Here is a 24,182-nt window from a genome sequence, read left to right on the forward strand (position 1 = left end):
CCGGTCGCCTTGACCTCGACCAGCACCTCGCCGTCGCGCGGCCCTTCGAGGTCCACCTCCATGATCTCAAGCGGCTTCCGGCGGCAACGGCAACGGCGGCACGCGTTTTCATGAGGCACTCCTCCCAAGGCAATCGAAAAACTTCATGTTCCGGCGGACTTGACGTCCGCCGGACAACAAAAAATACCGTTTCCAAGCCGTAGTGAGCTAGCAATAATCGAACGCTCTACCTCATAAGTCTATTCTACCAAGGTCCCCCCACCCTTCACCTGTTTCGAGGTGGCCACCCGATAGACGCGTTGCTTGATCTCGAGGATCGACCGGGAACTTTCCGCGCAGTTCGGCATGCCGCGATCCACTTGATCGCCGGCCGCCTTGCCGGCGGCGAATAGGACTAAAGCAGAAGTGGCAGGTCAGCTTACAAGGTTTGAGAAATCCAACACGTCCGCTAAGTTTTCCGCGGGCACCTTGGCTTGGCGCCGGTCCGATAGGATTGGACCCGGCACGAGAGTGGGTAATGTTATCGATGACGAGCGCGGTGCCGACCACTCTCACGACCTTTTTGTGCTTTCTTTTCCTGGCCGCCAACATTTCCGGTGCGCCGGCTCAGGAAGCGAGCAAGCAACCGGCCGCAACGGCCAAGCCTGAAAAGAAGATCACCGAAATCAAGATAGGCTATTTGCGGGCATACGCGCCGCAGCTGACGCTTTCCCTGCTCGACCTGCCGCCAAGAGACGAGGGTGTTGCCGGCGCCAAGGTGGCGATCAGCGACAACAATACGACAGGAACGTTCCTCGGCCAGAAATTCAGCCTCGACATCACCGAAATAAAGCCGAACGCCGATGTGGTTCAGGCATTCGACGACCTGATCGTCAAGGGCGACCGCTATGTGGTAGCGGACCTCTCGGCCAGGCAATTGCTGTCCATCGCCGACATCGCGCGCGACAAGGGCGTGCTGATCTTCAACATCGGCGCCACCGACGATAGCCTGCGCGAGGAGGACTGCCGCATAAACGTCTTCCACATCGCGCCGACGCGCAGCATGCTGGCCGACGCGCTGGCGCAATATCTCATGGTGAAGAAGTGGCCGAACTGGGTGCTGCTCTACGGTTCGCATGAGCAGGACCATCTCTATGCCGATGCGTTGCGCCGCGCGGCTGCCCGTTTCGGTGGCCAGATCGTGGCGGAGAAGGAGTTCAAGGACTCCGGCACCGCCAGGCGCACCGACACCGGCGCCACGCAGATCCAGCAGCAGATCTCCGTGTTCACGCAGGACCTGCCGGAACACGACGTGGTGCTGGTCGCCGATGAGAGCGAGGTATTCGGAACCTATGTGCCCTACCGCACCTGGACGCCGCGGCCGGTCGCGGGCACGGCCGGGCTTGTCGCCTCGTCATGGCATCCCGCGAGTGAGCAGTGGGGCGGCATCCAGATGCAAAGCCGGTTCCTGAGGACGACGGGCCGGCGAATGTTGTCCAAGGACATGTCGGCCTGGACGGCCGTGCGGGCCGTCGGCGAAGCCACCACGCGCACCAATGGCGACGATCCGAAAAAGATCAGCGACTATATCCGCTCGGACGAATTCTCGGTCGCCGCCTTCAAGGGCCAGAAGCTGACCTTCCGCAAATGGAACCTTCAGCTGCGCCAGCCGATCCTGCTCAGCGACGCCAAGTCGGTCGTCTCGACCTCGCCGCAGGAGGGCTACCTCCATCAGGTTTCCGAGCTAGACACGCTCGGCGTCGACCAGCCGGAGACGAAATGCGCCCTTAAGTAAAAAGCAATCGGGAGGAAAATCGGTGCAAGGACGAGCTTGTGCACTCGCCTTTCTCGCGACCGGCCTCATGGCCGGTCCGGCATCGGCCTATACGGCCTATGTCTCCAACGAGAAGGACAACACCATGACCGTCGTCGACACGGCGACGATGAAGGTGATCAAGACCGTCGATGTCGGGCAGCGGCCGCGCGGCATCACGATTTCGCCCGACGGCAAGTTCGTCTATCTGTGCGCCAGCGACGACGACACGGTCCAGATCATCGATACGTCGAGCCTTCAAATCGTGGGCGACCTGCCCTCCGGGCCCGATCCTGAATTGTTCGTGCTCTCGCCCGACGGCAAGACCCTCTACATCGCCAACGAGGACGACAATCTGGTGACCGTCGTCGATGTCGCGAGCAAGGCGGTGCTCTCGGAGATTCCGGTCGGCGTCGAGCCGGAAGGCATGGGCGTCAGCCCCGACGGCAAGACCATGGTCAACACCTCCGAAACCACCAGCATGGCCCATTTCATCGACACGCAAAGCCATGAGGTGACGGACAACGTCCTGGTCGATACGCGCCCGCGCTTCGCCGAATTCAAGCCCGACGGCTCCCAGGTTTGGGTCAGCGCCGAGGTCGGCGGCACGGTAAGCGTCATCGACAACGCCAAGCGCCAGGTGGTGAAGAAAATCCAGTTCGCGATCAACGGATTGCGGGCCGAGACCATCCAGCCCGTCGGCATCGCCATAACCGCCGACGGCAAGAAGGCCTATGTCGCGCTCGGCCCGGCAAACCATGTCGCGGTGATCAACACCGAAACCTACGAAGTGGAAAGATACATCCTCGTCGGCCAGCGCGTCTGGCATCTCGCCTTCACCCCCGACCAGAAGACGCTGATCACCACGAACGGCAACTCGAACGACATCACCTTCATCGACACGGCGACCGATGAACCGGTCCAGTCACTCACCGTCGGCCAGCAGCCGTGGGGCGTGGCCATATCGCCGAACTAGCGATGTCCCAAGCAAGCCAGGAAGTTCGCTCCATGAAGACCAGTCGCATGATTGCCTTCGCCGTTCTTGTCGGGCTGGCGGTTGCCCCGCTCGCGGCCAGTGCCGACGACGATGATGCCCCGAAGGTGACGAGATCCAGCAAGAACCTCCCCGAGCTTGTCCTGGGCTCGGACAAATCCAGCTACGACGTCAATCGGACGGATTTCGAACTGGTCGCCGGCCAAGGCTATCGCTGGAAGATCACATCTCACGGCGGCTTCGAATACAAATTCATGACCGATCTCTGGCGCAACGTCTGGATTGACCAGATCGTCATAAACGATCTCGAGGTGCACATGGCCGGCGCACCGGCCTGGTTCGAATTCGACGATGCGGGAACCATATTGGTTCAGTTCCATACCGTGCGCCCCGGCGAATACACGTGGTCCGTCGCCGACCTTGCCGACAAGGGCCTGAAGGGCAAGATCACAATCAAATGAAAACCGGCAAATGAGGACCGGGCGCACATGAGAACAGGGTGATGGGCGTGCAGCATGTACGGACAGGCGGTTCGGAAAATGAGGTGGCGGCGCTCGACGTCGTCGGCATCAGCCATTCCTACGGTCCCAAACGGGCGCTGAACAACGTGTCCTTCTCGATCGCCCCGGCGACCTTCACGGTGCTGCTCGGCCTCAACGGGGCGGGCAAGACAACCTTGTTCTCGCTGATCAGCCACCTTTACGACACCCGCCATGGATCGATCCGCATCTTCGGCCATGACATCCGCCGCGCTTCCGGCGAAGCGCTCAGATGTGTCGGCATCGTGTTCCAGGCACGTACGCTCGACCTCGATCTCAGCGTGTACCAGAACCTCTCCTACCACGCCTCGCTGCACGGTATCGGCGGCGGCGAGGCCCGGCAGCGCATCGCCGCCCTGCTCGAAACGGTCGACATGCAGGGCCGTGAGCATGACAAGGCCCGTTCTCTCTCCGGCGGCCAGATGCGACGGATCGAAATCGCCAGGGCGCTGCTCCACCGCCCCTCCCTGCTGCTGCTCGACGAGGCGACCGTCGGTCTCGACGTCCAGTCGCGCGCCGGCATCCTGGCCACCATCCGCAGGCTCGTCGAAACCGAAGGCATCGGCGTTCTGTGGGCCACGCACCTGATCGACGAAGTCGACGACAGCGACCATGCCGTCGTGCTGCGACAGGGCAACCTTGTCGCCAGCGGCACGGTGTCCGATCTCATCCAGGCCAGCGGCGTCGGTTCGATCCGCGACGCCTTCTCGAAGCTCAACCGCAGCGAGACGACCGGCATTGCGGAGATTTCGCCATGAGCACGTCCGCGATGCCGCAAAAGGTCGCCTCCGTCACGCCGGTGAGGTCGGACGCGTTCGGTCCGCGCCACTATCTCGTCTGCCTCAAGGGCATCGTCCTGCGCGAGTGCTTGCGTTTCCTGCATCAACGGGAGCGCTTCATCTCCTCGCTGGTCAGGCCGCTCGTCTGGCTGTTCATCTTCGCCGCCGGCTTTCGCCAGGTGCTCGGCGTCTCGATCATACCGCCCTATAAAACCTACGTCCTTTACGAGGTCTACATCACGCCCGGCCTGTGCGGCATGATCCTTCTGTTCTCAGGCATGCAGTCTTCGCTGTCGATGGTCTACGACCGCGAGATGGGCAATATGCGCACCCTGCTTGTCAGCCCGTTTCCGCGCTGGTTTCTGTTGGTGTCCAAAATGCTCGCCGGCGTCGCCGTATCGATCGCGCAGGTCTACGCGTTCCTGATCGTGGCCTGGTTCTGGGGCGTCAAGGCGCCGCCCCTTGGCTACCTGTTCGTGCTGCCGGCGCTGTTTCTGTCGGGCATGATGCTTTGCGCCCTCGGGATGCTTTTATCCTCGGTGATCAAGCAACTCGAAAACTTTGCCGGCATCATGAACTTCGTCATATTCCCTGGCTATTTCGCCTCACCCGCCTTGTATCCGTTGTGGCGCATCCAGGAAGCCAGCCCTCTCCTCTACAAGATCTGCATCGTCAATCCGTTCACCTACGCGGTCGAACTCATCCGCTTCGCCTTTTACGGTCAGATCGATTGGGTGTCGCTGGGCGTCGTCGCCGGATGCACGCTGCTGTTTCTGGCCGGAGCCATCATCGCCTACGACCCCTCGCGCGGCCTGATGACCCGCAAGCAGGATACGGGAGGAAATGCCTGATGACGGGAATGCTTGCTCGCAGCCTGGTTGTGGTCGCCATGCTAGCGCCGGGCGCGAATGCCGGGGCGGCGACCGCCGATCCGGGCTGGCCCTGCGTCCAGCGCAAGGTGCCGCAATTGTCGCTCGGCCAGGTCTGGAACGGGCCGGACCTTCCGCCGTCGGCCAAGGACTGGTCAAACGACTCATCGGTCTCCGCCCTTGTCGAGGACGTCTCGGCGCGGCGGCTGCCGCTCGGCGACGCTCAGAAGAAAATCAGGGATTTTGCGGCATCGCTTCCGGCCGAGCAGCTTGCGCCGAAAATGGCGATGCTCGTGCAGGGCATGTTCGACCACATGGACGCCGAGCGTTCGCACGTCATTTCCGGCATTTCCCGTTATGCCCACAGGCAGCTCGAAATGGCCGCCGACTTGCGCAAGCAAGCGTCCGACGTCGATGCGTTGCGAGCAAAGCCCGGCGCGGATCAGGACGAGGTCGAGCGGCGGACCGACCAGCTGAATTTCGCGACGCGGATCTTCACGGAGCGCGCGCAATCACTGACCTACGTCTGCGACGTGCCGACGATAATCGAGCAGCGGCTTTACCAGCTGGCCAAGACCGTCTCGGAGACGCTTGCCGCGAAGAAATAACTCTTCCTGGAATTGCTCTAGCTGCTCCGGCCGGGCAGCACGCGCCAGCGCTGCACGAAATAGCCGGGATGTGTGTCCAGCCAATGCGCGACCAGCGGCTGTGCCTGCATGAAGGCCACTCCGGGATTCATGGCCAGGCCGTCCGCCATTTCCTCGCGTTGCTCACAGGTCTGCGGCACGGTCGTCATGCAGACCATCATCACGATTGTATAAAGCATTGCCCCTTCCCCTTCGAAATCCCGAACCCCACGCCGGGACGCATGGCGATTTGCCTGCAGGTTTGGCTGCACTTCCGCCTTGTGTGAATTGCTGCCCTACCCCTTCCATTAGCAATATGCCATGCAGGCCTGCCGACCACCATGGCGATGACCCATTGCTCACGCCCTTCCCCAACCTTTTCGCACGATCCCCGACAGCCGATATGTCAGGCGTTTCACTTGGGCCGCCTTGCAGGCGTTCTCGCTTGCCGTGTCTGCGCTGCTTCATCCGCTTCGGCATGTGGATACAGTTTGCCGAACAAAGGCAGGTAAGTCGCGCCCTTGCGCATCAGGAAATCGTTGAAGGTTGCCATCGCGGGCGAGATCACGTGATCGGTGCGCATCACCGAAAACCATTGCCGGCGGATCGGCATGCCGGCCACGTCGAGAATGACGAGCCGACCGGCTTCCGTTTCCGCGGCGATGGTGTGGGCGGAGATGAAGGCAATACCGAGACCTGCCATCACCGCCTGCTTGATCGTCTCGTTCGACCCCATCTCGACGCCGAGATCGTCGATCCGGCCAGGCACGTCGCTCAGGAATATCTCCAGCGAGATGCGCGTGCCCGAGCCTGGCTCGCGGATCAGGAAATGCTCCTCGGCGATCCTTTCCTTGGAAATGTCGCGTGCCGAAACCAGTTTGTGTTCGGGCGGCGCGATGATGACCAGCGGATGGTCGCCGAAGACCGAAGCGCGCACCGAAACTTCCTTGGGTGGACGGCCCATCAGCGCGATGTCGATGTCGTGATTCTTCAGCCTGTCGATCGTTTCGGCTCTATTGCCGATGGCAAGCCGCATGTCGATGTCGGGATGTTCCTTCATGAAGCCGGCCATCAGCCGCGGCGCGAAATATTTGGCGGTGGAGACGACGCCGAGCCTCAGGCTGCCGGCGCGCACGCCCTTGATGGCGTCCATCTCGTCTTCAAGCATGCGCAGCCGCTCCTCGATGGCCTGCGCCGCCTCGACGAAGGCCAGCCCTGCGGTAGTAGGACGCATGCCGTCCGACGTCCGGTCGAACAAGGCCAGCTGGAACTCCTCCTCCACTTGTCGCAACTGGATCGTAACCGCTGGAGGAGAGAGGCCTAACACCTTGGCCGCGCTCACGATTTTCCCGTGGCTGACGATGGCCTGGACGGTCTTGAATTGCTTGAGCGTGAGAGTCCTCATGCAGCATACTAAATTATTTTTAGCGCCAAGGTAAAGTTATTGAATTTTACTTATCTTGGGCCGTTTGATTTCATCTCTCCATCCGGCGCCTGGGAAATACGCCGGACCGGGAGGTTACGATGCCAGCGGCAACGCTCGACGCTTTTCTGAACTCCTATCTCGGCGATCAGCCGGACGAACGCCGATCCGCGGTCGTCGCCACCGTCCGTCAGTTCACGCAGGCGGCTACCAAGGTCCGCAATGCCATCAACCAAGGAGCGCTCGGCGCCGCTTTTGCCGGGACCCGCGGCGCCAATGCCGACGGCGATGTCCAGAAGGATCTCGACGTCTTCGCCGACGATATCTTCCTCGACGCCATGCGTCGCGCCCCGGTCGCGCTCTATGCCTCCGAGGAGCTGGAGCAGCCGGTCCTGCTCGACAGGCAAGCCCCCCTCGCCGTCGCCATCGACCCGCTGGACGGCTCCTCCAACATCGACACCAACGTGTCGGTCGGAACGATTTTCTCGCTCCTCCCTGCAACTGGCGCGCCGGACGCCGATCCGGCCGCCTCCTTTTTGCAGGCAGGCGCGAACATGCTGGGCGCCGGCTTCTTTATCTACGGGCCGCAGTTGGCGCTCGTTCTGTCGCTCGGTAGCGGCACGCACGTCTTCGTGCATTCGACCAGGCTAGGCACCTTCGTCCAGGCCTACGAAAGCCGGATCATCCCGGAGCGGACCCAGGAGTTCGCCATCAACGCCGCCAACTACCGCCACTGGGACGAGGCCGTGCGCCTCTATGTCGACGACTGCCTGGAAGGCACCGAAGGCCCACGGGAGAAGGATTTCAACATGCGCTGGATCGCCTCGTTGGTTGCCGAATGCTACCGCATATTGATGCGCGGCGGCGTGTTTCTGTATCCCGGCGACCAACGCCGGGGTTACAGCCAGGGACGGCTTCGGCTGGTCTATGAGGCCAATCCGATTGCCTATCTGATCGAACAGGCGGCCGGTGCCGCGACCGATGCGATCACCCGCATCCTGGAAATCGAACCCGAGAGCCTGCACCAGCGCGTACCCGTGGTCTTCGGATCCGCGCGGGAAGTCGCGCGGATCGCCCGCTACCACACCGAACCCAGCGCCATCGGCGAGCGTGCGCCGCTGTTCAGCCGCCGCGGACTCTTCAGGGCCTGAGCGGAACCATGTCGGCGAAGCACCCCATCATCACCATCACCGGATCGTCGGGCGCGGGCACGACCTCGGTCAAGCGCATCTTCGAGATGATCTTCCGGCGCGAGAACATCGAGGCTGCCTTCATCGAAGGCGACGCCTTTCATCGCTACGATCGCGCCGCGATGAAGGTGGAGGTCGCCAAGCAGGAAAAGGCCGGCAACCCGAACTTCACCCACTTCCATGCCGAGGCGAACGAGCTCGAGATCCTCGAGGAGGTTTTCGAGGAATATGGTCGCCGGGGGAGCGGGAAGACCCGCACCTACATCCATGACGAGGATGAGGAGAAGCAGTACGGCACGCCGCCCGGCCATTTCACCGAATGGCGCGAATTCGCGCCGAGCGACCTGCTCTTCTACGAAGGCCTGCATGGCTGCGTCGTCACCGAAAAGATCAATCTGGCCAGGCATGCGGACCTCAAGATCGGCGTGGTGCCGGTCATAAATCTCGAATGGATCCAGAAGATCCATCGCGACCGCGCCACGCGCGGCTATTCGACCGAGGCGGTGATGGACGTGATCCTGCGCCGCATGCCGGACTATGTCCGCTACATCGTTCCGCAATTCTCGCAGACCGCGATCAATTTCCAGCGCGTGCCGATCGTCGACACGTCGAACCCGTTCATCGCGCGCTGGATCCCGACCCCCGACGAATCGATGCTGGTGATCCGCTTCGCCAATCCCCGCGGCATCGATTTCCCTTACCTGCTTTCAATGATCCACGACTCCTTCATGTCGCGGCCGAATTCCATAGTGGTGCCGGGCAACAAGCTCGACCTTGCCATGCAGCTGATCCTGACGCCGCTCATCCTGCAATTGATCGAACGCAAGAAACGTGTGTCGTGAGGAGGATGCCATGACCACGCTGGCAGCACTAAAGTCCACCGCCGCAGTGTCCGAGCGCGACATGGCGAACGCCATCCGCGCACTGGCCATGGACAGCGTGCAGAAGGCCAGTTCCGGACATCCGGGCATGCCGATGGGCATGGCCGATGTCGCGACGGTATTGTTCAGCCGCTTCATCGCCATCGATCCGACGGCGCCGGATTGGCCCGATCGCGACCGGTTCGTGCTTTCGGCCGGACACGGCTCGATGCTGCAATATGCCCTGCATTACCTGCTCGGCTACCAGGACATGCCGATCGAGGAGTTGCAACGGTTCCGTCAGTTGGGCAGCCGTACTGCCGGGCATCCGGAGCATGGCCACGCGCTTGGTATCGAGACGACCACCGGTCCCCTCGGGCAAGGCATTTCGACCGCTGTCGGCATAGCGCTGGCCGAGCGCATGCTGGCCGCCCGCCACGGCGCCGATCTCGTCGACCACTACACCTATGTGATCGCCGGCGACGGCTGCCTGCAGGAAGGCATCAGCCACGAGGCGATCGACCTCGCGGGTCACCTGAAGCTCTCCCGCCTGATCGTGCTTTGGGACGACAACGCGATCTCCATCGACGGACCGACCTCGCTTTCGACATCGATGGATCAGCCGGCCCGGTTCAAAGCCGCCGGATGGCATGTGCAGTCGGTGGACGGCCACGACATGGAAGCCGTCGCCACGGCGATCGAGGCAGCACAGCATTCGGATCGGCCATCCCTGATCGCCTGCCGTACGGTGATCGGCAAGGGCGCGCCCAATCTTGAGGGTTCGGAAAAGACGCATGGCGCGCCGCTGGGCGATGCGGAGATCGCCGCGACGCGCGAAAACATCGGCTGGGCCCACGCGCCGTTCGAGGTGCCGCACGACATCCTTTCGGCCTGGCGCGAGATCGCCGAACGCGGCCAGGCGGCGCGGCGCGCCTGGGAGCGGCGGCTTGCCGCCTCGGCGCGCCGCGAAGACTTCGAGCGCGCGCTTTCCGGCAAGCTGCCCGATGCGGTCTTCGAAGCGCTGAACGCCTTCCGCGCGGAGCATGTCGAGAAGGCGACCAAGGTCGCAACGCGCAAGGCCTCCGAAATGGCGCTCGCCGCGATCAACGGCGCAACCGAGCTGACGGTCGGCGGCTCCGCCGATCTGACCCATTCGAACCTGACGATCACCAAAGGCATGGATCGCATAGCGCCGGGCGACTATGCAGGCCGCTATATTCATTACGGCATTCGCGAGCACGGCATGGCCGCGGCCATGAACGGCATCGCCCTGCATGGCGGGTTCGTGCCTTATGGCGGCACCTTCCTGTGCTTCGCCGATTATGCTCGCGGCGCGATGCGGCTCTCGGCGCTCATGAGCCAGCGCGTCGTCTATGTGATGACGCACGATTCCATCGGCCTCGGCGAGGACGGACCGACCCATCAGCCCGTCGAGCACCTGGCGATGCTGCGGGCGACGCCAAACCTCAACGTCTTCCGTCCTGCCGACATCATCGAAACGGCGGAGTGCTGGGAACTGGCGCTGAAGAGCGGGACGCGGCCGAGCTTGCTCGCGCTCTCGCGCCAGAACCTGCCGATGCTGCGCCAGGTACATGGCCACGAGAACCGGTCCGGCCGCGGCGCTTACGTCTTGCGCGAGCCATCCGCGCACCGCGCCGTGACGCTGATCGCCACCGGCTCGGAGGTCGAGATCGCCGTTGCCGCCGCCGAACGGCTGGAAACCCAGCACGGCATCGCCGCCGCGGTCGTCTCGATGCCGTGCTGGGAATTGTTCGAGGAACAGGAAGCCGACTACCGCAAGTCCGTCCTCGGCTCGGCGCCGCGCGTCGCCATCGAGGCGGCCGCCCGTCTCGGCTGGGACCGCTGGATCGGCGACACGGGCGCTTTTGTCGGCATGACCGGCTTCGGCGCCAGTGCCCCCGCCCCTGACCTGTATCGGCATTTCGGCATCACACCCGAAGCCGTCGCCGAGGCGGCGCTGAAACTCATCATCTAGGAGGACCGACAATGGCCCGCATCACCCTTCGCCAGCTTCTCGACCATGCCGCCGAGCACGGTTACGGCGTGCCGGCATTCAACATCAACAACATGGAACAGGGCCTCGCCATCATGGAGGCGGCCAGGGCCTGCGACGCGCCTGTGATCATCCAGGCGTCGCGCGGCGCGCGCTCCTATGCCAACGACATCATGCTGTCCAGGATGATGGAGGCGCTGACCGAGATCCATCCGGCCATTCCGCTGTGCATCCATCAGGATCACGGCAACAACGAAGCCACCTGCCTTTCGGCGATCCGCCACGGCTTCACCTCGGTGATGATGGACGGGTCGTTGATGGCGGACGCCAAGACCCCGGCGAGCTACGACTACAACGTCGCCATCACCGAACGCGTCGCGCGCATGGCGCATTGGGTCGGCGCTTCCGTCGAAGGCGAGCTCGGCGTGCTCGGCTCGCTGGAAACCGGCCAGGGCGAAGCGGAGGACGGTCACGGAGCGGAGGGCGCGCTGTCGCACGACCACCTCCTGACCGATCCCGATCAGGCGGTCGACTTCGTGACCGCCACCCGTGTCGATGCGCTCGCCATCGCCTGCGGCACTTCCCACGGCGCCTACAAGTTCACGCGCAAGCCGGACGGCGACATCCTGGCCATGCAGGTGATCGAGGCGATCCACGAGAAGCTGCCGAACACGCATCTGGTCATGCACGGTTCGTCCTCCGTGCCGCAGGAGCTGCAGGACATTATCAACAAGTACGGCGGCGAGATGCCCCAGACCTTCGGCGTTCCGGTCGAGGAGATCGAGCGCGGCATCCGCTATGGCGTGCGCAAGGTCAACATCGACACCGATTGCCGCATGGCCATGGCCGGGCAGTTCCGCCGCGTCGCGACGCAGGATCCGCGTGAATTCGATCCGCGAAAATTCCTGAAGCCCGCCATGGACGCCTTGCGCGACCTCTGCCGCGATCGCTTCGAACGCTTCGGCACCGCGGGCAACGCCTCGAAGATCAAGGTCATCGCCATGGACGAGATGGCCAAGCGCTACGCCGCGGGAAAGCTCGACCCGCAGATCGCAACCGCGAAAGCCGCCTGAGCGGCGGTCCGCCAAGCAAGGAAAGGACCAGACTCATGCCCAACAAATCCGAGACCGTGACCGGCAAGGACCGCTACAGATCCGGTGTGATGGAATACAAGAAGATGGGCTATTGGGAGCCCGACTACGAGCCCAAGGACACCGACATAATCTCGGTGTTCAGGATCACGCCGCAGGACGGCGTCGACCCGATTGAGGCCGCCGCGGCAGTCGCCGGCGAATCCTCGACCGCAACCTGGACTGTGGTCTGGACGGACCGGCTGACGGCGAGCGAAAAATACCGCGCCAAGGCTTATCGGGTCGACCCCGTGCCGAACGCGCCCGGACAGTACTTCGCCTATATCGCCTACGATCTCGACCTGTTCGAGCCGGGTTCGATCGCCAATCTTTCGGCATCGATCATCGGCAACGTCTTCGGCTTCAAGCCATTGAAAGCATTGCGGCTGGAGGACATGCGTTTTCCCGTCGCCTATGTGAAGACCTTCCAGGGTCCGGCGACCGGTATCGTTGTCGAGCGCGAGCGCCTCGACAAGTTCGGCCGCCCGCTGCTCGGCGCCACCGTCAAGCCGAAGCTCGGCCTTTCCGGCCGCAACTACGGCCGTGTCGTCTACGAGGCGCTGAAAGGCGGGCTCGATTTCACCAAGGACGACGAAAACATCAACTCGCAGCCCTTCATGCATTGGCGCGAGCGTTTCCTCTACTGCATGGAGGCGGTCAACAAGGCGCAGGCCGAGACCGGCGAGATCAAGGGGACCTATCTCAACGTCACCGCGGCCACCATGGAGGACATGTACGAACGGGCCGACTTCGCCAGGGAGCTCGGCTCCAACATCGTCATGATCGACCTCGTGATCGGCTACACGGCGATCCAGTCGATGGCAAAGTGGGCGCGCAGGAACGACATGATTCTGCACCTGCATCGCGCCGGGCACTCGACCTACACGCGGCAGAAGTCGCACGGCGTTTCCTTCCGCGTCATCGCCAAATGGATGCGGCTTGCCGGCGTCGATCACATCCATGCCGGCACCGTCGTCGGCAAGCTGGAAGGCGATCCGGCGACGACAAGGGGTTACTACGATATCTGCCGCGAGGACCATAACCCGATGCGGCTGGAGAACGGCATCTTCTTCGACCAGCACTGGGCATCGCTCAACAAGCTGATGCCGGTGGCGTCGGGCGGCATCCATGCCGGCCAGATGCATCAGCTCATCGACCTGCTCGGCGAGGATGTGGTGCTCCAGTTCGGCGGCGGCACGATCGGCCATCCGATGGGGATCGCGGCCGGCGCCACCGCCAACAGGGTGGCCCTCGAAGCGATGATCCTCGCCCGCAACGAGGGTCGCGACTACCTGCGGGAAGGGCCTGAGATCCTCGAGCGCGCCGCCCGCTCATGCCTGCCTCTGCGACAGGCCCTCGACGTCTGGAAGGACGTGACATTCAACTACGCCTCGACCGACACGCCGGACTTCGTTCCGGTGGCAACAGCCGCCGAATAAGGAGACAGACAATGCGCATAACCCAAGGGGCCTTTTCCTTCCTGCCCGACCTGACCGACGATCAGATCCGCGCTGAGGTGCAGTATTGCATCGACAACAAATGGGCCGTCAGCCTCGAGTTCACCGACGACCCGCACCCGCGCAACACCTATTGGGACATGTGGGGCCACCCGATGTTCGACAATCCGGACGCGGCGGCGCTGATGATGGAGCTCAACGCATGCCGCAAGCTCTATGGCGATCGCTATATCCGCGTCGTCGCCTTCGATTCCTCGCAGGGCTGGGAATCGGTGAAGCTCTCCTTCATCGTGAACCGCCCGGCCGAGGAACCCGGCTACCGGCTCGACAGGCAGGAAACCGCGGGCCGCATGATCCGCTACACCACCAAGCCCTACGCGGCCGACAGGCCGGCCGGGGCGAGATACGGCTGATCATCGCGACAGGAGGAAAATACCATGTCGGCGCCAGCCTTAGCCGAAACGCAAGTGCCGCAAGCCGCCGCCCCGGCGGCGATCGATCTGCGCGAGGAATTCGAAACGTCCGGCGTCAAGGACGTCCTGGCCGAGCTCGACCGCGATCTGATCGGGCTCGCCCCGGTCAAGCGGCGCATCCGCGAGACGGCGGCGCTCCTGCTGGTCGAGCGGGCCCGCCGCCGCATGGGCCTCGCGCACGAAACGCCGACGCTGCATATGAGCTTCACCGGCAATCCGGGCACCGGCAAGACGACCGTCGCGCTGCGCATGGCCGACCTGCTGCATCGCCTGGGCTATATCCGCAAGGGCCATCTGGTTTCGGTTACCCGCGACGATCTGGTCGGCCAGTATATCGGCCATACGGCCCCCAAGACCAAGGAGATCCTGAAGAAAGCAATGGGCGGCGTCCTGTTCATCGACGAGGCCTATTATCTCTATCGCCCTGAGAACGAACGGGATTACGGCCAGGAAGCGATCGAGATCCTGCTGCAGGTGATGGAGAACCAGCGCGACGATCTCGTCGTCGTCCTCGCCGGCTATGCGCAGCGCATGGATCGCTTCTTCGAAAGCAATCCGGGATTCCGTTCACGCGTTGCCCACCACATCGACTTTCCCGATTATTCCGACGACGAGCTTCTCAGGATCGCGGAACAAATGCTCGAAAAGCAAAACTACCTGTTCGACACCGAGGCAACCGCCGCAATGGCCGACTACATCGCGCGCCGCCGCGCACAACCGCATTTCGCCAATGCCCGCTCGATCCGCAACGCGCTCGACCGGACACGGCTGCGGCAGGCCAACCGCCTGTTCGAGAGCGCTAGGGAACCGCTCGACGCCAAGGCGCTGTCGACGATCTCCGCCGAGGACATCACCGCCAGCCGGGTGTTCGCAGTGAAGCCCGGGGAAGGAGAAGGCAAATGACCGCAAAGACCATCATCGCCCCTTCCGTTCTGTCGTCGGATTTCTCGCGGCTCGGCGACGAGATCGAAGCGGTCGCGCGGGCGGGCGCCGACTGGATCCATCTCGACGTTATGGACGGACATTTCGTGCCCAACATCACCTTCGGCCCGCCGGTGATCAAGGCGATCCGCGATCGAACCGACAAGATCTTCGACTGTCATCTGATGATCGCGCCGGCCGATCCCTATCTCGCCGCCTTCGCCGACGCCGGTTGCGACATCATCACGGTGCACGCCGAGGCCGGGCCGCATCTCGACCGCTCGCTGCAGGCGATCAGGAACCTCGGCAAAAAGGCCGGCGTGTCGCTCAACCCGTCGACGCCGGAAAGCGTCATCGAATATGTCCTCGACCGGCTCGACCTAGTGCTTTTGATGACCGTCAATCCGGGTTTCGGCGGTCAGGCCTTCATTTCGGCGGTCATCGACAAGGTCAGGCGTGTCAAGGCGCTCGTCGGCCAGCGTCCGATCGACATCGAGATCGACGGCGGCGTCACGCCCGAGACGGCTCCCCTTGTTACCGCGGCCGGCGCCAATGTGCTCGTCGCCGGCTCCGCCGTTTTCAAGGGTGGCGCCGAGGCCGCCTATCGCGCCAATATTGGCGCGATCAGACAGGCGGCCGACGGAGCGGTCCGGCGAGCCGCGTGAACCACTTGCGGAGGATGACATGGCGGCAATCCCACCGGTCTGCGATTTCGGCTGGCAAGGCGTCGACGCCGTCTTGCCCGGCATCGACGGCAGATCGCATTCGATCTTCGGCCAGGCCGGACCCAACGGGCTGGTCGTCGCCTTCATCTGCAATCACTGCCCCTATGTGAAGGCGGTGATTTCGCGCATCGTGCGCGACGCCGACGACCTCAAGGCCGAGGGTATCGGCTTTGTTGCGATCAACGCCAACGATGCCGACGCCTATCCTGACGATGGCTTCGACAACATGAAGCTCTTCGCCAGGGCGAACGCCTTCACCTTCCCGTATCTCCATGACGAGTCGCAGGCGGTGGCGCGCGCCTATGGCGCCGTGTGCACCCCGGATTTCTTCGGCCTCAACGGCGAGCTGACGCTGCAATATCGCGGCCGGCTGGATGCATCGCGACGCGAGGCCGGACAGCCTGGACTGAGACGCGATCTGCTGGAGGCGATGAAGCAGGTTGCCCGAACCGGTAACGGACCGCGCGACCAGATCGCTTCGATCGGCTGCTCGATCAAATGGAAGGAAGCCGCATGAAAGACGCAAGCAAGCCGTTTGGGTCGCCAAGGGCGATCCTGTTCGATCTCGACGGCACGCTGATCGATTCGGCGCCCGATATCGCGGCGGCCGTGAACGAGCTGCTGGCCGGCCGCGATCTGCCGCCGCTCAGCGTGGATCGGGTCAGGGCGATGATCGGCGGCGGTGTCATGAAATTGGTCGAGCGGGCTTTCGCCGCCTCGGGGTCGCCGCTTGCCGGCAGCGTTCTCGAGGAAGCCAATCGCGACATGGCGCCGATCTACCGCAGACATCTGACCGGCCTGACGAGGCTGATGCCTGGCGTCAGGGAAGTTCTCACCCACTTCCATCTGAACGGAACGGCCATGGGCGTTGCCACCAACAAGCCGCAATTGGCGACGCGCGAAATCCTGCTGCATTTCCACTTGACGGAATATCTCGGCGCGATCGTCGGCGGAGATGCCGTGACAAACCTGAAACCGGCGCCTGACGCTCTGCTTCTGGCGCTCGACCAGCTTGGCGTCGAACCATACGAAGCGCTGATGGTTGGAGACAGCATCAGCGACGTCGGCGCCGCGCGCGCGGCCGGCATGCCGGTCGTTCTGGTGCGCGGCGGCTACACCCATGTCCCCGTCGAGGAGCTGGGCGCGGACCTCGTATGCGACAGCCTGCTCGATCTGCCTTCCGCCATGCGGAGGCTGCGTGACGCCGCGTAGAGCGGCTCGGCGATTCTATCAACGCTGGACCGCTTTAGGCCGTCACTTCGAGAATTGCTTGAGATAGGCGATGACGTTGGCCACGTCCTTGTCGTCCTTGAGGCCGGCAAACGCCATCTTCGTGCCTTTCACCATGGCCTTTGGATCATGGAGATAGGTCGTCAGCGTCGGCTCGTCCCATTTGACGCCGGACTTTCCGGCCGCGACCATGGCCTGGGAATAGCTGAATCCCGGATGCGTGCCGGCCGTGCGGCCGATGACGCCGTTCAACGACGGACCGACCTTGTTCTGGTCCTTGTCCGCGACGTGGCAGACCTTGCATTTGGTGAAGACCTTCTCGCCTGCCGCCGCATCCTGCGCGTAGGATTGGTCCGTAATGAAAGTAACCAGGAATATGGCGGCGAAAAATGCGATAGCGCGCATGGCAATTCCTCATTGATCGTCAAATCCCCGGCATGAGCAAAAAGCTAACCGGCGGATGGCGGAAGTCAATCATACGAAGGTCCAGACTGCCACACCCGAGAGAGCCCATCCTGTACTTTCGACTTTGTTGACGGTCCTGGGGCGAGCGCGTAGCTTCAGGCCGTTCTGGATTCCCAAGGGCACCTCGGGACACCGGTCAGGCTGGTTTCATCCAGGCTGGGATTTGCCCAGGCAATGGGGGCGGCGGCATTTCGCCAGAGCGGGCGTCTTCGCGCGCGCAAGAGGTGCTGAATGAATATGGTCGACCTCATATTGACGGTTTGCCTGAGTGCCAATCCCGGCGATTGCCGAGACGAGCATCTCTATTTTGAAAGCCGCGGCTCCCTGTTCCAATGCATGATGCTGGCGCCCAGCGAAATCGCGAAATGGTCGCAGGAACACCCGGCCTTGAAGGTCAGGCGCTGGAAATGCGCTTTCCCGACGAAGGACCGGGCAATCTGACCGGCGCCCCTGGTTTGTTGCAGTCCCGGGAGGACGCATCGTGATTTCGCGGCGGGAAGCGCTCCGTCTGGCGGCTCTTGGAACGGCGGCGGTTCTCGGCTCACACGCCGTTGCCGCCTCCGCCGCGTCCAAGCTTCGCATCGGCGTGCTGAAGTTCGGCACGGTGAGCTGGGAGCTTGATACGCTGAAGCAGCACAAGTTCGACACCGCCAACGGGATCGATCTGGACGTCATCAATTTCGCCGGGGAGGATGCGACCAATGTGGCGATGCTGGCAGGCGCGATCGACATGATCGTGACCGATTGGCTGTGGGTCTCGCGCCAGCGCTCGGAGGGCGGCGACGTGACATTGGCCCCCTATTCGACCGCCGTCGGGGCGATCATGGTGAAGGACGCATCGCCGATCCGCACGATCGCAGACCTCAAGGGAAAGAAGATCGGCGTCGCCGGCGGAGCCATCGACAAGAGCTGGCTGCTGATACAGGCGCTGGCCAGGCGCGATCACGGCATCGACCTGCCGGCGGTCAGCGATGTCGTCTTTGGCGCGCCGCCGCTGATTTCGCAAAAGGCCATTCAGGGCGAGCTCGATGCGGCGCTCAATTTCTGGCACTTCTGCGCCAGGCTCGAGGCCGACGGCTTTCGTCGGCTGATCGGCGCCGGCGACGCGCAGATGGCGCTCGGAGCATCGGGTCCGGTATCCGCGCTTGGCTATGTCTTCCACGACAAATGGGCGAACGACAATCCGCAAGCCGCCCGCGGCTTCCTCAAGGCTTCCGCGCAGGCCAAGGATCTGCTGGCAAGGTCCGACGAAGAGTGGCTGCGCCTCGCGCCGGTCATCCGCGCCGACGGCAAGGAGCTGGCCAAGCTGCGCGACCGCTACCGCGAGGGCATCCCCAGGCGGCCGGTCGCCGAGGAGGCGGTCGATGCCGGCAGGCTCTATCGGGTGCTGGCCCGAATCGGCGGCGAAAAGCTGGTCGGCAGCGCGCCGGAGATGGCGCCCGGCACATTCTGGCGGGAGCCGCCGCAATGACCGCAAGAGACGGCGGCGATCGCACGCTCGGCGAAGCGGCCGGCATCTCCGGCCGTTCCGGCTCCGCTGCGACGCTGATGCCCGCGCTGACGGTGACAGTCTCCTTGCTCGGGCTTGGCCTGCTGTGGAGCCTGGCGGCGAATACCTGGCCGAGCCCCGCCTTTCCGGGACCAGGTGAGGTCTGGCAGGTGTTGCTGAGAGAGGCGGCGAGCGGCGACCTTTTCTACCACCTCGGCACAACGCTGGGCCGGGTCGCCGCGGCGTATCTCGTCGCGATGATCGTCGGATCGGCGATCGGCATCCTGCTGGGCAGCTACCGCCGCGCGGACCGGTTCTTCAACCCCTGGCTCATCCTGTTCCTCAACATCCCCGCGCTGGTGGTCATCGTGCTGGCCTATATCTGGTTCGGCCTCAACGAGGCGGCGGCGATAGGCGCGGTCGCCGTAAACAAGATCCCGAATGTCGTGGTGACCATGCGCGAGGGCGCCAGGGCGCTGGACCCGAGTTACGCCGAAATGGCGGCCGTCTACCGCTTTGGTCCCCTCGACCGCCTTCGCCATATCCTGCTGCCGCAATTGCAGCCCTATCTGGCCGCGGCCTCGCGCTCCGGTATCGCTCTCATCTGGAAGATCGTTCTGGTGGTCGAACTTCTCGGCCGCTCCAACGGCGTGGGCTTTCAGATCCACCTCTATTTCCAGCTTTTCGACGTCGCCGCCATTCTTGCCTACACGCTGGCATTCGTGGCGGTGATGCTCGTGATCGAACTTCTTCTGGTGCAGCCCGTTGAACGACATGCAACCCGTTGGCGCCGCCGCTCCGCTTAGGGTCGACATCGCCGAAAAAACCTTCAGGTCCGCGCAGGGCGTCTCGGTCATGGCGCTGAAGAACCTTTCCTTCGAGGTCCAACAAGGCGAATTCGCCTGCCTGCTCGGGCCATCGGGCTGCGGCAAGACCACGACGCTGCGCATTCTGCTTGGGCTCGACAGGCAGTTCTCCGGTTCTTTCCAGCTGCCCGAAGGCGGCTCGAACCGCATAGCCGCCGTGTTCCAGGAACCCACCTTGCTGCCCTGGCGCACGGTGGAACAGAATGTCAGGCTGGCGCTGCCGAAAGACCTGCGCGCGAAAAATCTCGACGCGCTGTTCGACACGCTCGGTCTCGCCGGCATGCGCTCGCTCTATCCGGCGGAACTTTCGCTCGGCCTCGCGCGAAGGGCGGCGCTTGCGCGGGCCTTCGCGACCGAGCCGGCGGTGCTGTTCCTCGACGAGCCCTTCGTCTCGCTCGACGGACGGACCGCCGGGCAACTCCGGCGCCTGCTTCTCGACGTCTGGTCGGCCAGGCCCACGACCGCCCTGATGGTGACACACAACCTGACCGAGGCGCTAACGCTGGCGGATCGCATCATCGTGCTTGCGCCGCGGCCCTCGCACGTGCTCGGCGTTTTCGACATAGGGCTGCCCCGGCAACACCGCGGCCCCGAGGCGACGAACGGCCTTTTGCGATCGTTCCATCAGAAATTTCCGGGCGTGGCCTGACCGCCCTGGTCCATGCAGTTCCGGACGGAAAACCACTGCGGACTTTCCCGGATGCTTCAGAAGCAACGCACGTCGGCTTCGGCCTGCGCCTGCTTCAGCTCCGTCCGCGCGGCTTTCGCCGGCGCGCTTTCGCGGAACAGACCTGCATTCTCGCCTGTCGTCAGGGACAGGCTCTTGAAGGTCTCGGCCCTCTCATAATGGTCGTAAGGGAGGATCGAGGCGATGACGTCGATCGAGCATGAACAACTCTCCAGCGCCTGACGCGTCTGGCCGTTCGTCTGCATGCAGCCGAGCACGTAGTCGACAATCGTCGCCGTCGGGTAGTCCCCCGCGGCGCCGGCTGGGTTTGCAAGGACCATTGCCGGCGAAAAGAGGAGCGGAAGGATCGAAAATCCAACATATCTGACCATGAGAAATTCCTCCGATTGCCCGCGCGCGCTGCAGCGAGGCAGCACCATCGTGCCCAGTTGGCGGCATGCCGCAAGCCCGGTCAAGTTCTCACCGCCCCGGTATAGGACCAAAGGAGGAATGCCTTTCCCACCGACGGCAGCTCTCCAAAGCAGCTCCACGGCTCGTCCCAGCGCCCATCTTAGCGAATATTTTTTCATAGCCAGATCAATGCGGACAACCAGAGATATCAAGCGAAACGAGACACAAGAATATTTAGAAATATACTTAGAAGTTTATCACGCCTATAATACGATCATATTAGATATTGCATATGAAATTATTCGATTTTAAACTTCTAACCATGGTGAAATTTTGAATGTCTTTTTTCTCTAAATTTTATATTGCGTCGCACTAGATAAATGCTGCATCGCACAATTCAGGCGGGGGTTTTTCCTTGCCTGACATTTTGCAATGACATAGCCTTACCCTGTTTCCGGCTTCAAGGACATCGCTGTAACAAGGGAGCGGCGGCAGTCTTTCGTAGGCCAACCGGGCGGGTGCAGGCTAGGCTGATTTGGTAGAGGATAGGAAAGTTCCTCTGCTACTTGAAGTTTAGGTCGTGACAGCTGCCGGAAATACTTCCCAATACCAATCGCCTGAACAAGCTCTTGCGAGCTTGATTGCCGATTTCTTGTTGTCAACATGGGAGGAATTTGATGCGCGCACTTACTCAAGCCACCTACATCGCAACAACCGCCACGCTACTGTCGTTAGGCGCACTCTATACAGCGTCAGCCAACGAAGACCTCGTGAAGATGGCCGAAAATCCGAAAGACTGGGTGATGCAGACTGGCGACTACGCCAACACCCGGTATTCCAAGCTCAAGCAGATCACCAAGGAAAACGTGAAGAATCTGCAGGTCAAATGGACCTTCTCGACCGGCGTGCTGCGCGGCCACGAGGGCGGACCGCTGATCATCGGCAACGTGATGTATGTCCACACACCGTTCCCGAACACCGTCTTCGCCCTCGATCTCGACAATGACGGGAAGATCCTCTGGAAGTACGAACCCAAGCAAGACACCAACGTCATTCCGATCATGTGCTGCGACACGGTCAATCGCGGCGTCGCCTACGGAGACGGCAAGATCATTCTCAACCAGGCCGACACCACCGTCGTTGCGCTCGATGCCAAGACCGGCAAGGTCGTGTGGTCGGTCAAGAACGGCGAACAGACCGACGGCGGCAAGGGTGAGTCCGGCACATCGGCGCCGGTGGTCATCAAGGACAAGGTCCTCGTCGGCGTATCCGGCGCGGAATTCGGCGTCCGCGGCTGGCTGGCCGCCTACAATCTGAAAGACGGCAAGCTCGCCTGGAAGGCTTATTCGGAAGGTCCGGATGCGGACACCTTGCTCGATCCCGAGAAGACCACGCAGCTCGGCAAGCCGGTGGGAAAGGACTCCGGCACGAATACCTGGGAAGGCGAGCAGTGGAAGACGGGCGGCGGCACGACCTGGGGATGGTATTCCTATGATCCCAAGCTGAACCTCGTCTACTATGGCACCGGCAATCCCTCGACCTGGAACCCGGTCCAGCGCCCCGGAGACAATCGCTGGTCGATGACCATCTTCGCCCGCGATGCCGACACCGGCGTGGCCAAATGGGTCTACCAGATGACCCCGCATGACGAATGGGACTTTGACGGCATCAACGAGATGATTCTCGTCGACGGCATGGAGGTCAAAGGCAAAAAGCACGATGTGCTGGTGCATTTTGACCGCAACGGCTTCGCCTACACCATGGATCGCGCCAACGGCGAACTTCTCGTCGCCAAGAAGTACGACCCGGCGGTGAACTGGGCGACCGAAGTCAATATGGACCCCAACAGCAAGGAATACGGCCGCCCGCAGGTCGTGGCGAAATATTCGACGCAGCAGAACGGCGAAGACACCAACTCGACGGGTATCTGCCCGGCAGCGCTCGGAACCAAGGACCAGCAGCCGGCCGCCTACTCGCCGAAGACCGGGCTGTTCTATGTGCCGACCAACCACGTCTGCATGGACTATGAGCCGTATAAGGTGAGCTACACGGCCGGCCAGCCTTATGTGGGCGCCACGGTGTCGATGTATCCGGCGCCTGGCGGTGACGGCAACATGGGCAACTTCATTGCCTGGGATGCCGCCAAGGGTGAGATCGTCTGGTCGAAGCCCGAGCAGTTCTCGGTGTGGTCGGGCGCTCTGGCGACCGCTGGCGACGTCATCTTCTACGGGACCCTCGAAGGCTACATCAAGGCAGTCGATGAGCACGGCAAGGAACTTTACAAGTTCAAGACCCCGTCCGGCATCATCGGCAACGTCACGCCCTTCGAGCATGACGGCAAGCAGTACATCGCCGTTCTGTCCGGTGTCGGCGGATGGGCAGGTATCGGCCTCGCCGGCGGACTGCTGTCACCCGACAACGCCGCCGCTTGGCATGGCGCCGTCGATCAGGGCCGCGCGCAGGGCGATCAGGCCGCGGTCGTTGGAACTGCCGGTCTCGGAGCGGTCGGTGGCTACGCGGCACTCGCCGACTACACGACGCTGGGCGGCCAGCTCACCGTCTTCGGTCTTCCGGATTGATATCCCGGGAAAACCTTAAGACCGAAGGCTGAAAGATCGAGAGCCCGGATCATCCGCAGGCAACGGCCGGGCTCTCGATCTGCAGCACACCCGAACACCGGTCAACGCCGCTTCGCGACGGCAACCCCTCGTCCTTGGCAAAATAAGGAAGTGTCTGAATGTCCATCCGCATCGCAGTTTCCGTTCTCGCCCTGACCCTTCTGCCTTTGGCCGGCCCGACTTCAGCGCAGGCCGAGGACAGCGCCGACAAAGCCAAGGCGGTGAAGGACGAGGGCGGCAAATATTTGGATGCGGATGGAAATCCAACCTACAAGATCGAGAACGGAACCGTGGATTGGTACACCTTCAGCGGCTATCGCCGCTATCACTCGGACTGCCATGTCTGCCACGGACAGGACGGGATGGGTTCGACCTATGCCCCGGCCCTGGCGAACAGCCTGAAGACAATCGACTACCCTACCTTCCTCTCGATCGTCGCCCAGGGCCGCAAGAACACCGCCAACGGCAAGGAGAATGTCATGCCGGCCTTTGGTGACAACAAGAACGTCTATTGCTACCTGGATGACCTCTACGTCTATCTGCGCGCCCGCGCCGACGGCGCCGCGCCGCGCGGCAGGCCGCCCAAGCACGAGGACAAACCCCAAGCGGCCAAGGATGCCGAAAAATCCTGCATGGGGGGATGA

The 24,182-nt window shown here is 62.7% G+C and carries 26 protein-coding genes and 1 pseudogene; 22 read left to right on the forward strand and 5 right to left on the reverse strand.

Annotated elements, in window-relative coordinates; genetic code table 11:
- Window positions 1-112, reverse strand: a pseudogene (locus FJ424_RS04730) (S-(hydroxymethyl)glutathione dehydrogenase); the annotation flags it as partial.
- 414 nt (window positions 113-526) lie between these two features.
- Here FJ424_RS04730 and FJ424_RS04735 point away from each other — a divergent pair.
- From FJ424_RS04735 to FJ424_RS04760, 6 genes are all read left to right on the forward strand, one after another.
- On the forward strand, window positions 527-1,774 hold the full coding sequence (locus tag FJ424_RS04735; RefSeq protein ID WP_140652921.1) for an ABC transporter substrate-binding protein: 1,248 nt from the start codon (window positions 527-529) through the stop codon (window positions 1,772-1,774).
- A 67-nt stretch (window positions 1,775-1,841) separates the two neighbouring features.
- Window positions 1,842-2,768, forward strand: coding sequence for a YVTN family beta-propeller repeat protein (locus FJ424_RS04740; protein ID WP_181167029.1), 927 nt, complete (start codon window positions 1,842-1,844; stop codon window positions 2,766-2,768).
- 32 nt (window positions 2,769-2,800) lie between these two features.
- Window positions 2,801-3,247: a hypothetical protein gene (locus FJ424_RS04745; RefSeq protein WP_140652892.1), complete on the forward strand. Its 447-nt coding sequence runs from the start codon at window positions 2,801-2,803 to the stop codon at window positions 3,245-3,247.
- 41 nt (window positions 3,248-3,288) lie between these two features.
- On the forward strand, window positions 3,289-4,083 hold the full coding sequence (locus tag FJ424_RS04750; protein ID WP_181182018.1) for an ATP-binding cassette domain-containing protein: 795 nt from the start codon (window positions 3,289-3,291) through the stop codon (window positions 4,081-4,083).
- 11 nt (window positions 4,084-4,094) lie between these two features.
- Entirely contained in the window at window positions 4,095-4,955 is an 861-nt protein-coding gene (locus FJ424_RS04755) for an ABC transporter permease (RefSeq protein ID WP_181182021.1), read from the forward strand.
- Entirely contained in the window at window positions 4,955-5,581 is a 627-nt protein-coding gene (locus FJ424_RS04760) for a hypothetical protein (protein WP_140640299.1), read from the forward strand. Before FJ424_RS04755 ends, FJ424_RS04760 begins: the two co-directional genes overlap by 1 nt.
- A 17-nt stretch (window positions 5,582-5,598) precedes the next feature.
- On the opposite strand, the gene FJ424_RS04765 is transcribed toward FJ424_RS04760, so the two are convergent.
- Both FJ424_RS04765 and FJ424_RS04770 read right to left on the reverse strand, forming a co-directional pair.
- Window positions 5,599-5,799 carry a hypothetical protein gene (locus tag FJ424_RS04765; protein ID WP_140640301.1) on the reverse strand — a complete coding sequence of 67 codons (201 nt, stop codon included), beginning with the start codon at window positions 5,797-5,799 and terminating at the stop codon, window positions 5,599-5,601.
- Between the two features lie 215 nt (window positions 5,800-6,014).
- Complete coding sequence (locus FJ424_RS04770) at window positions 6,015-7,004, reverse strand: LysR family transcriptional regulator (protein ID WP_140652888.1); 990 nt, start codon at window positions 7,002-7,004, stop codon at window positions 6,015-6,017.
- Window positions 7,005-7,123: 119 nt separating this feature from the next.
- Between FJ424_RS04770 and FJ424_RS04775 the strand changes: the two genes are divergently transcribed.
- Genes FJ424_RS04775 through gph form a run of 10 tightly spaced genes read left to right on the forward strand, consistent with a single transcriptional unit; the run spans window position 7,124 to window position 17,004 of the window.
- Window positions 7,124-8,173, forward strand: coding sequence for a class 1 fructose-bisphosphatase (locus tag FJ424_RS04775; protein WP_140652887.1), 1,050 nt, complete (start codon window positions 7,124-7,126; stop codon window positions 8,171-8,173).
- Window positions 8,174-8,181: 8 nt separating this feature from the next.
- The gene (locus FJ424_RS04780; protein ID WP_140640307.1) at window positions 8,182-9,054 is read left to right on the forward strand and encodes a phosphoribulokinase; all 873 of its coding nucleotides are present in this window, start codon (window positions 8,182-8,184) and stop codon (window positions 9,052-9,054) included.
- Between the two features lie 10 nt (window positions 9,055-9,064).
- Window positions 9,065-11,068 (forward strand): transketolase, encoded by a 2,004-nt coding sequence (tkt, locus tag FJ424_RS04785; protein ID WP_140652885.1) that lies wholly within the window; start codon window positions 9,065-9,067, stop codon window positions 11,066-11,068.
- A gap of 11 nt (window positions 11,069-11,079) precedes the next feature.
- Window positions 11,080-12,159, forward strand: coding sequence for a class II fructose-bisphosphate aldolase (fba, locus tag FJ424_RS04790; protein WP_140652883.1), 1,080 nt, complete (start codon window positions 11,080-11,082; stop codon window positions 12,157-12,159).
- A gap of 35 nt (window positions 12,160-12,194) precedes the next feature.
- The gene (locus FJ424_RS04795; protein WP_140652881.1) at window positions 12,195-13,655 is read left to right on the forward strand and encodes a form I ribulose bisphosphate carboxylase large subunit; all 1,461 of its coding nucleotides are present in this window, start codon (window positions 12,195-12,197) and stop codon (window positions 13,653-13,655) included.
- Window positions 13,656-13,666: 11 nt separating this feature from the next.
- A complete protein-coding gene (locus FJ424_RS04800; RefSeq protein ID WP_140652879.1) occupies window positions 13,667-14,086 on the forward strand; it encodes a ribulose bisphosphate carboxylase small subunit in 420 nt (139 codons plus the stop codon).
- Between the two features lie 24 nt (window positions 14,087-14,110).
- Window positions 14,111-15,049: a CbbX protein gene (gene cbbX / locus FJ424_RS04805; RefSeq protein ID WP_140652877.1), complete on the forward strand. Its 939-nt coding sequence runs from the start codon at window positions 14,111-14,113 to the stop codon at window positions 15,047-15,049.
- Window positions 15,046-15,732 (forward strand): ribulose-phosphate 3-epimerase, encoded by a 687-nt coding sequence (gene rpe, locus FJ424_RS04810; protein WP_140652875.1) that lies wholly within the window; start codon window positions 15,046-15,048, stop codon window positions 15,730-15,732. Before cbbX ends, rpe begins: the two co-directional genes overlap by 4 nt.
- Window positions 15,733-15,751: 19 nt before the next feature.
- Entirely contained in the window at window positions 15,752-16,309 is a 558-nt protein-coding gene (locus FJ424_RS04815; protein ID WP_140652873.1) for a thioredoxin family protein, read from the forward strand.
- Window positions 16,306-17,004 (forward strand): phosphoglycolate phosphatase, encoded by a 699-nt coding sequence (gph, locus tag FJ424_RS04820; protein WP_140652871.1) that lies wholly within the window; start codon window positions 16,306-16,308, stop codon window positions 17,002-17,004. Before FJ424_RS04815 ends, gph begins: the two co-directional genes overlap by 4 nt.
- 42 nt (window positions 17,005-17,046) lie before the next feature.
- On the opposite strand, the gene FJ424_RS04825 is transcribed toward gph, so the two are convergent.
- Window positions 17,047-17,427: a cytochrome c family protein gene (locus FJ424_RS04825; protein WP_140640321.1), complete on the reverse strand. Its 381-nt coding sequence runs from the start codon at window positions 17,425-17,427 to the stop codon at window positions 17,047-17,049.
- 291 nt (window positions 17,428-17,718) lie between these two features.
- On the opposite strand from FJ424_RS04825, the gene FJ424_RS04830 reads away from it, so the two are divergent.
- From FJ424_RS04830 to FJ424_RS04845, 4 genes are all read left to right on the forward strand, one after another.
- A complete protein-coding gene (locus FJ424_RS04830; protein WP_140640323.1) occupies window positions 17,719-17,928 on the forward strand; it encodes a hypothetical protein in 210 nt (69 codons plus the stop codon).
- A gap of 37 nt (window positions 17,929-17,965) precedes the next feature.
- Complete coding sequence (locus FJ424_RS04835) at window positions 17,966-18,958, forward strand: ABC transporter substrate-binding protein (RefSeq protein ID WP_140652869.1); 993 nt, start codon at window positions 17,966-17,968, stop codon at window positions 18,956-18,958.
- A 77-nt stretch (window positions 18,959-19,035) separates the two neighbouring features.
- Window positions 19,036-19,782, forward strand: coding sequence for an ABC transporter permease (locus FJ424_RS04840; protein ID WP_181182020.1), 747 nt, complete (start codon window positions 19,036-19,038; stop codon window positions 19,780-19,782).
- Window positions 19,751-20,491 carry an ATP-binding cassette domain-containing protein gene (locus FJ424_RS04845; protein ID WP_140652917.1) on the forward strand — a complete coding sequence of 247 codons (741 nt, stop codon included), beginning with the start codon at window positions 19,751-19,753 and terminating at the stop codon, window positions 20,489-20,491. Before FJ424_RS04840 ends, FJ424_RS04845 begins: the two co-directional genes overlap by 32 nt.
- A gap of 56 nt (window positions 20,492-20,547) precedes the next feature.
- Here FJ424_RS04845 and FJ424_RS04850 read toward each other — a convergent pair whose 3' ends face one another.
- Window positions 20,548-20,901, reverse strand: a complete 354-nt coding sequence (locus FJ424_RS04850; RefSeq protein ID WP_140640327.1) for a hypothetical protein — start codon at window positions 20,899-20,901, stop codon at window positions 20,548-20,550.
- Window positions 20,902-21,597: 696 nt separating this feature from the next.
- Here FJ424_RS04850 and FJ424_RS04855 point away from each other — a divergent pair.
- The gene (locus FJ424_RS04855; protein ID WP_140652865.1) at window positions 21,598-23,499 is read left to right on the forward strand and encodes a methanol/ethanol family PQQ-dependent dehydrogenase; all 1,902 of its coding nucleotides are present in this window, start codon (window positions 21,598-21,600) and stop codon (window positions 23,497-23,499) included.
- A gap of 158 nt (window positions 23,500-23,657) precedes the next feature.
- Window positions 23,658-24,182: a c-type cytochrome, methanol metabolism-related gene (locus FJ424_RS04860; protein WP_140640331.1), complete on the forward strand. Its 525-nt coding sequence runs from the start codon at window positions 23,658-23,660 to the stop codon at window positions 24,180-24,182.

The organism is Mesorhizobium sp. B3-1-8, from assembly GCF_006439495.1.
GTDB lineage: Bacteria > Pseudomonadota > Alphaproteobacteria > Rhizobiales > Rhizobiaceae > Mesorhizobium.

What these genes read in the sequence shown, in the direction of transcription:
- FJ424_RS04765 (WP_140640301.1), bottom strand. Translation starts at nt 5,799, where the DNA reads ATGCTTTATACAATCGTGATGATGGTCTGCATGACGACCGTGCCGCAG.
- FJ424_RS04770 (WP_140652888.1), bottom strand. Translation starts at nt 7,004, where the DNA reads ATGAGGACTCTCACGCTCAAGCAATTCAAGACCGTCCAGGCCATCGTC.
- FJ424_RS04860 (WP_140640331.1), top strand. Translation starts at nt 23,658, where the DNA reads ATGTCCATCCGCATCGCAGTTTCCGTTCTCGCCCTGACCCTTCTGCCT.
- FJ424_RS04775 (WP_140652887.1), top strand. Translation starts at nt 7,124, where the DNA reads ATGCCAGCGGCAACGCTCGACGCTTTTCTGAACTCCTATCTCGGCGAT.
- FJ424_RS04780 (WP_140640307.1), top strand. Translation starts at nt 8,182, where the DNA reads ATGTCGGCGAAGCACCCCATCATCACCATCACCGGATCGTCGGGCGCG.
- FJ424_RS04750 (WP_181182018.1), top strand. Translation starts at nt 3,289, where the DNA reads ATGGGCGTGCAGCATGTACGGACAGGCGGTTCGGAAAATGAGGTGGCG.
- FJ424_RS04830 (WP_140640323.1), top strand. Translation starts at nt 17,719, where the DNA reads ATGAATATGGTCGACCTCATATTGACGGTTTGCCTGAGTGCCAATCCC.
- FJ424_RS04745 (WP_140652892.1), top strand. Translation starts at nt 2,801, where the DNA reads ATGAAGACCAGTCGCATGATTGCCTTCGCCGTTCTTGTCGGGCTGGCG.
- cbbX (WP_140652877.1), top strand. Translation starts at nt 14,111, where the DNA reads ATGTCGGCGCCAGCCTTAGCCGAAACGCAAGTGCCGCAAGCCGCCGCC.
- FJ424_RS04855 (WP_140652865.1), top strand. Translation starts at nt 21,598, where the DNA reads ATGCGCGCACTTACTCAAGCCACCTACATCGCAACAACCGCCACGCTA.
- FJ424_RS04735 (WP_140652921.1), top strand. Translation starts at nt 527, where the DNA reads ATGACGAGCGCGGTGCCGACCACTCTCACGACCTTTTTGTGCTTTCTT.
- FJ424_RS04740 (WP_181167029.1), top strand. Translation starts at nt 1,842, where the DNA reads ATGGCCGGTCCGGCATCGGCCTATACGGCCTATGTCTCCAACGAGAAG.
- tkt (WP_140652885.1), top strand. Translation starts at nt 9,065, where the DNA reads ATGACCACGCTGGCAGCACTAAAGTCCACCGCCGCAGTGTCCGAGCGC.
- FJ424_RS04845 (WP_140652917.1), top strand. Translation starts at nt 19,751, where the DNA reads ATGCAACCCGTTGGCGCCGCCGCTCCGCTTAGGGTCGACATCGCCGAA.
- FJ424_RS04795 (WP_140652881.1), top strand. Translation starts at nt 12,195, where the DNA reads ATGCCCAACAAATCCGAGACCGTGACCGGCAAGGACCGCTACAGATCC.
- FJ424_RS04800 (WP_140652879.1), top strand. Translation starts at nt 13,667, where the DNA reads ATGCGCATAACCCAAGGGGCCTTTTCCTTCCTGCCCGACCTGACCGAC.
- FJ424_RS04755 (WP_181182021.1), top strand. Translation starts at nt 4,095, where the DNA reads ATGCCGCAAAAGGTCGCCTCCGTCACGCCGGTGAGGTCGGACGCGTTC.
- gph (WP_140652871.1), top strand. Translation starts at nt 16,306, where the DNA reads ATGAAAGACGCAAGCAAGCCGTTTGGGTCGCCAAGGGCGATCCTGTTC.
- FJ424_RS04815 (WP_140652873.1), top strand. Translation starts at nt 15,752, where the DNA reads ATGGCGGCAATCCCACCGGTCTGCGATTTCGGCTGGCAAGGCGTCGAC.
- FJ424_RS04825 (WP_140640321.1), bottom strand. Translation starts at nt 17,427, where the DNA reads ATGCGCGCTATCGCATTTTTCGCCGCCATATTCCTGGTTACTTTCATT.
- FJ424_RS04840 (WP_181182020.1), top strand. Translation starts at nt 19,036, where the DNA reads ATGCCCGCGCTGACGGTGACAGTCTCCTTGCTCGGGCTTGGCCTGCTG.
- FJ424_RS04760 (WP_140640299.1), top strand. Translation starts at nt 4,955, where the DNA reads ATGACGGGAATGCTTGCTCGCAGCCTGGTTGTGGTCGCCATGCTAGCG.
- FJ424_RS04850 (WP_140640327.1), bottom strand. Translation starts at nt 20,901, where the DNA reads ATGGTCAGATATGTTGGATTTTCGATCCTTCCGCTCCTCTTTTCGCCG.
- rpe (WP_140652875.1), top strand. Translation starts at nt 15,046, where the DNA reads ATGACCGCAAAGACCATCATCGCCCCTTCCGTTCTGTCGTCGGATTTC.
- fba (WP_140652883.1), top strand. Translation starts at nt 11,080, where the DNA reads ATGGCCCGCATCACCCTTCGCCAGCTTCTCGACCATGCCGCCGAGCAC.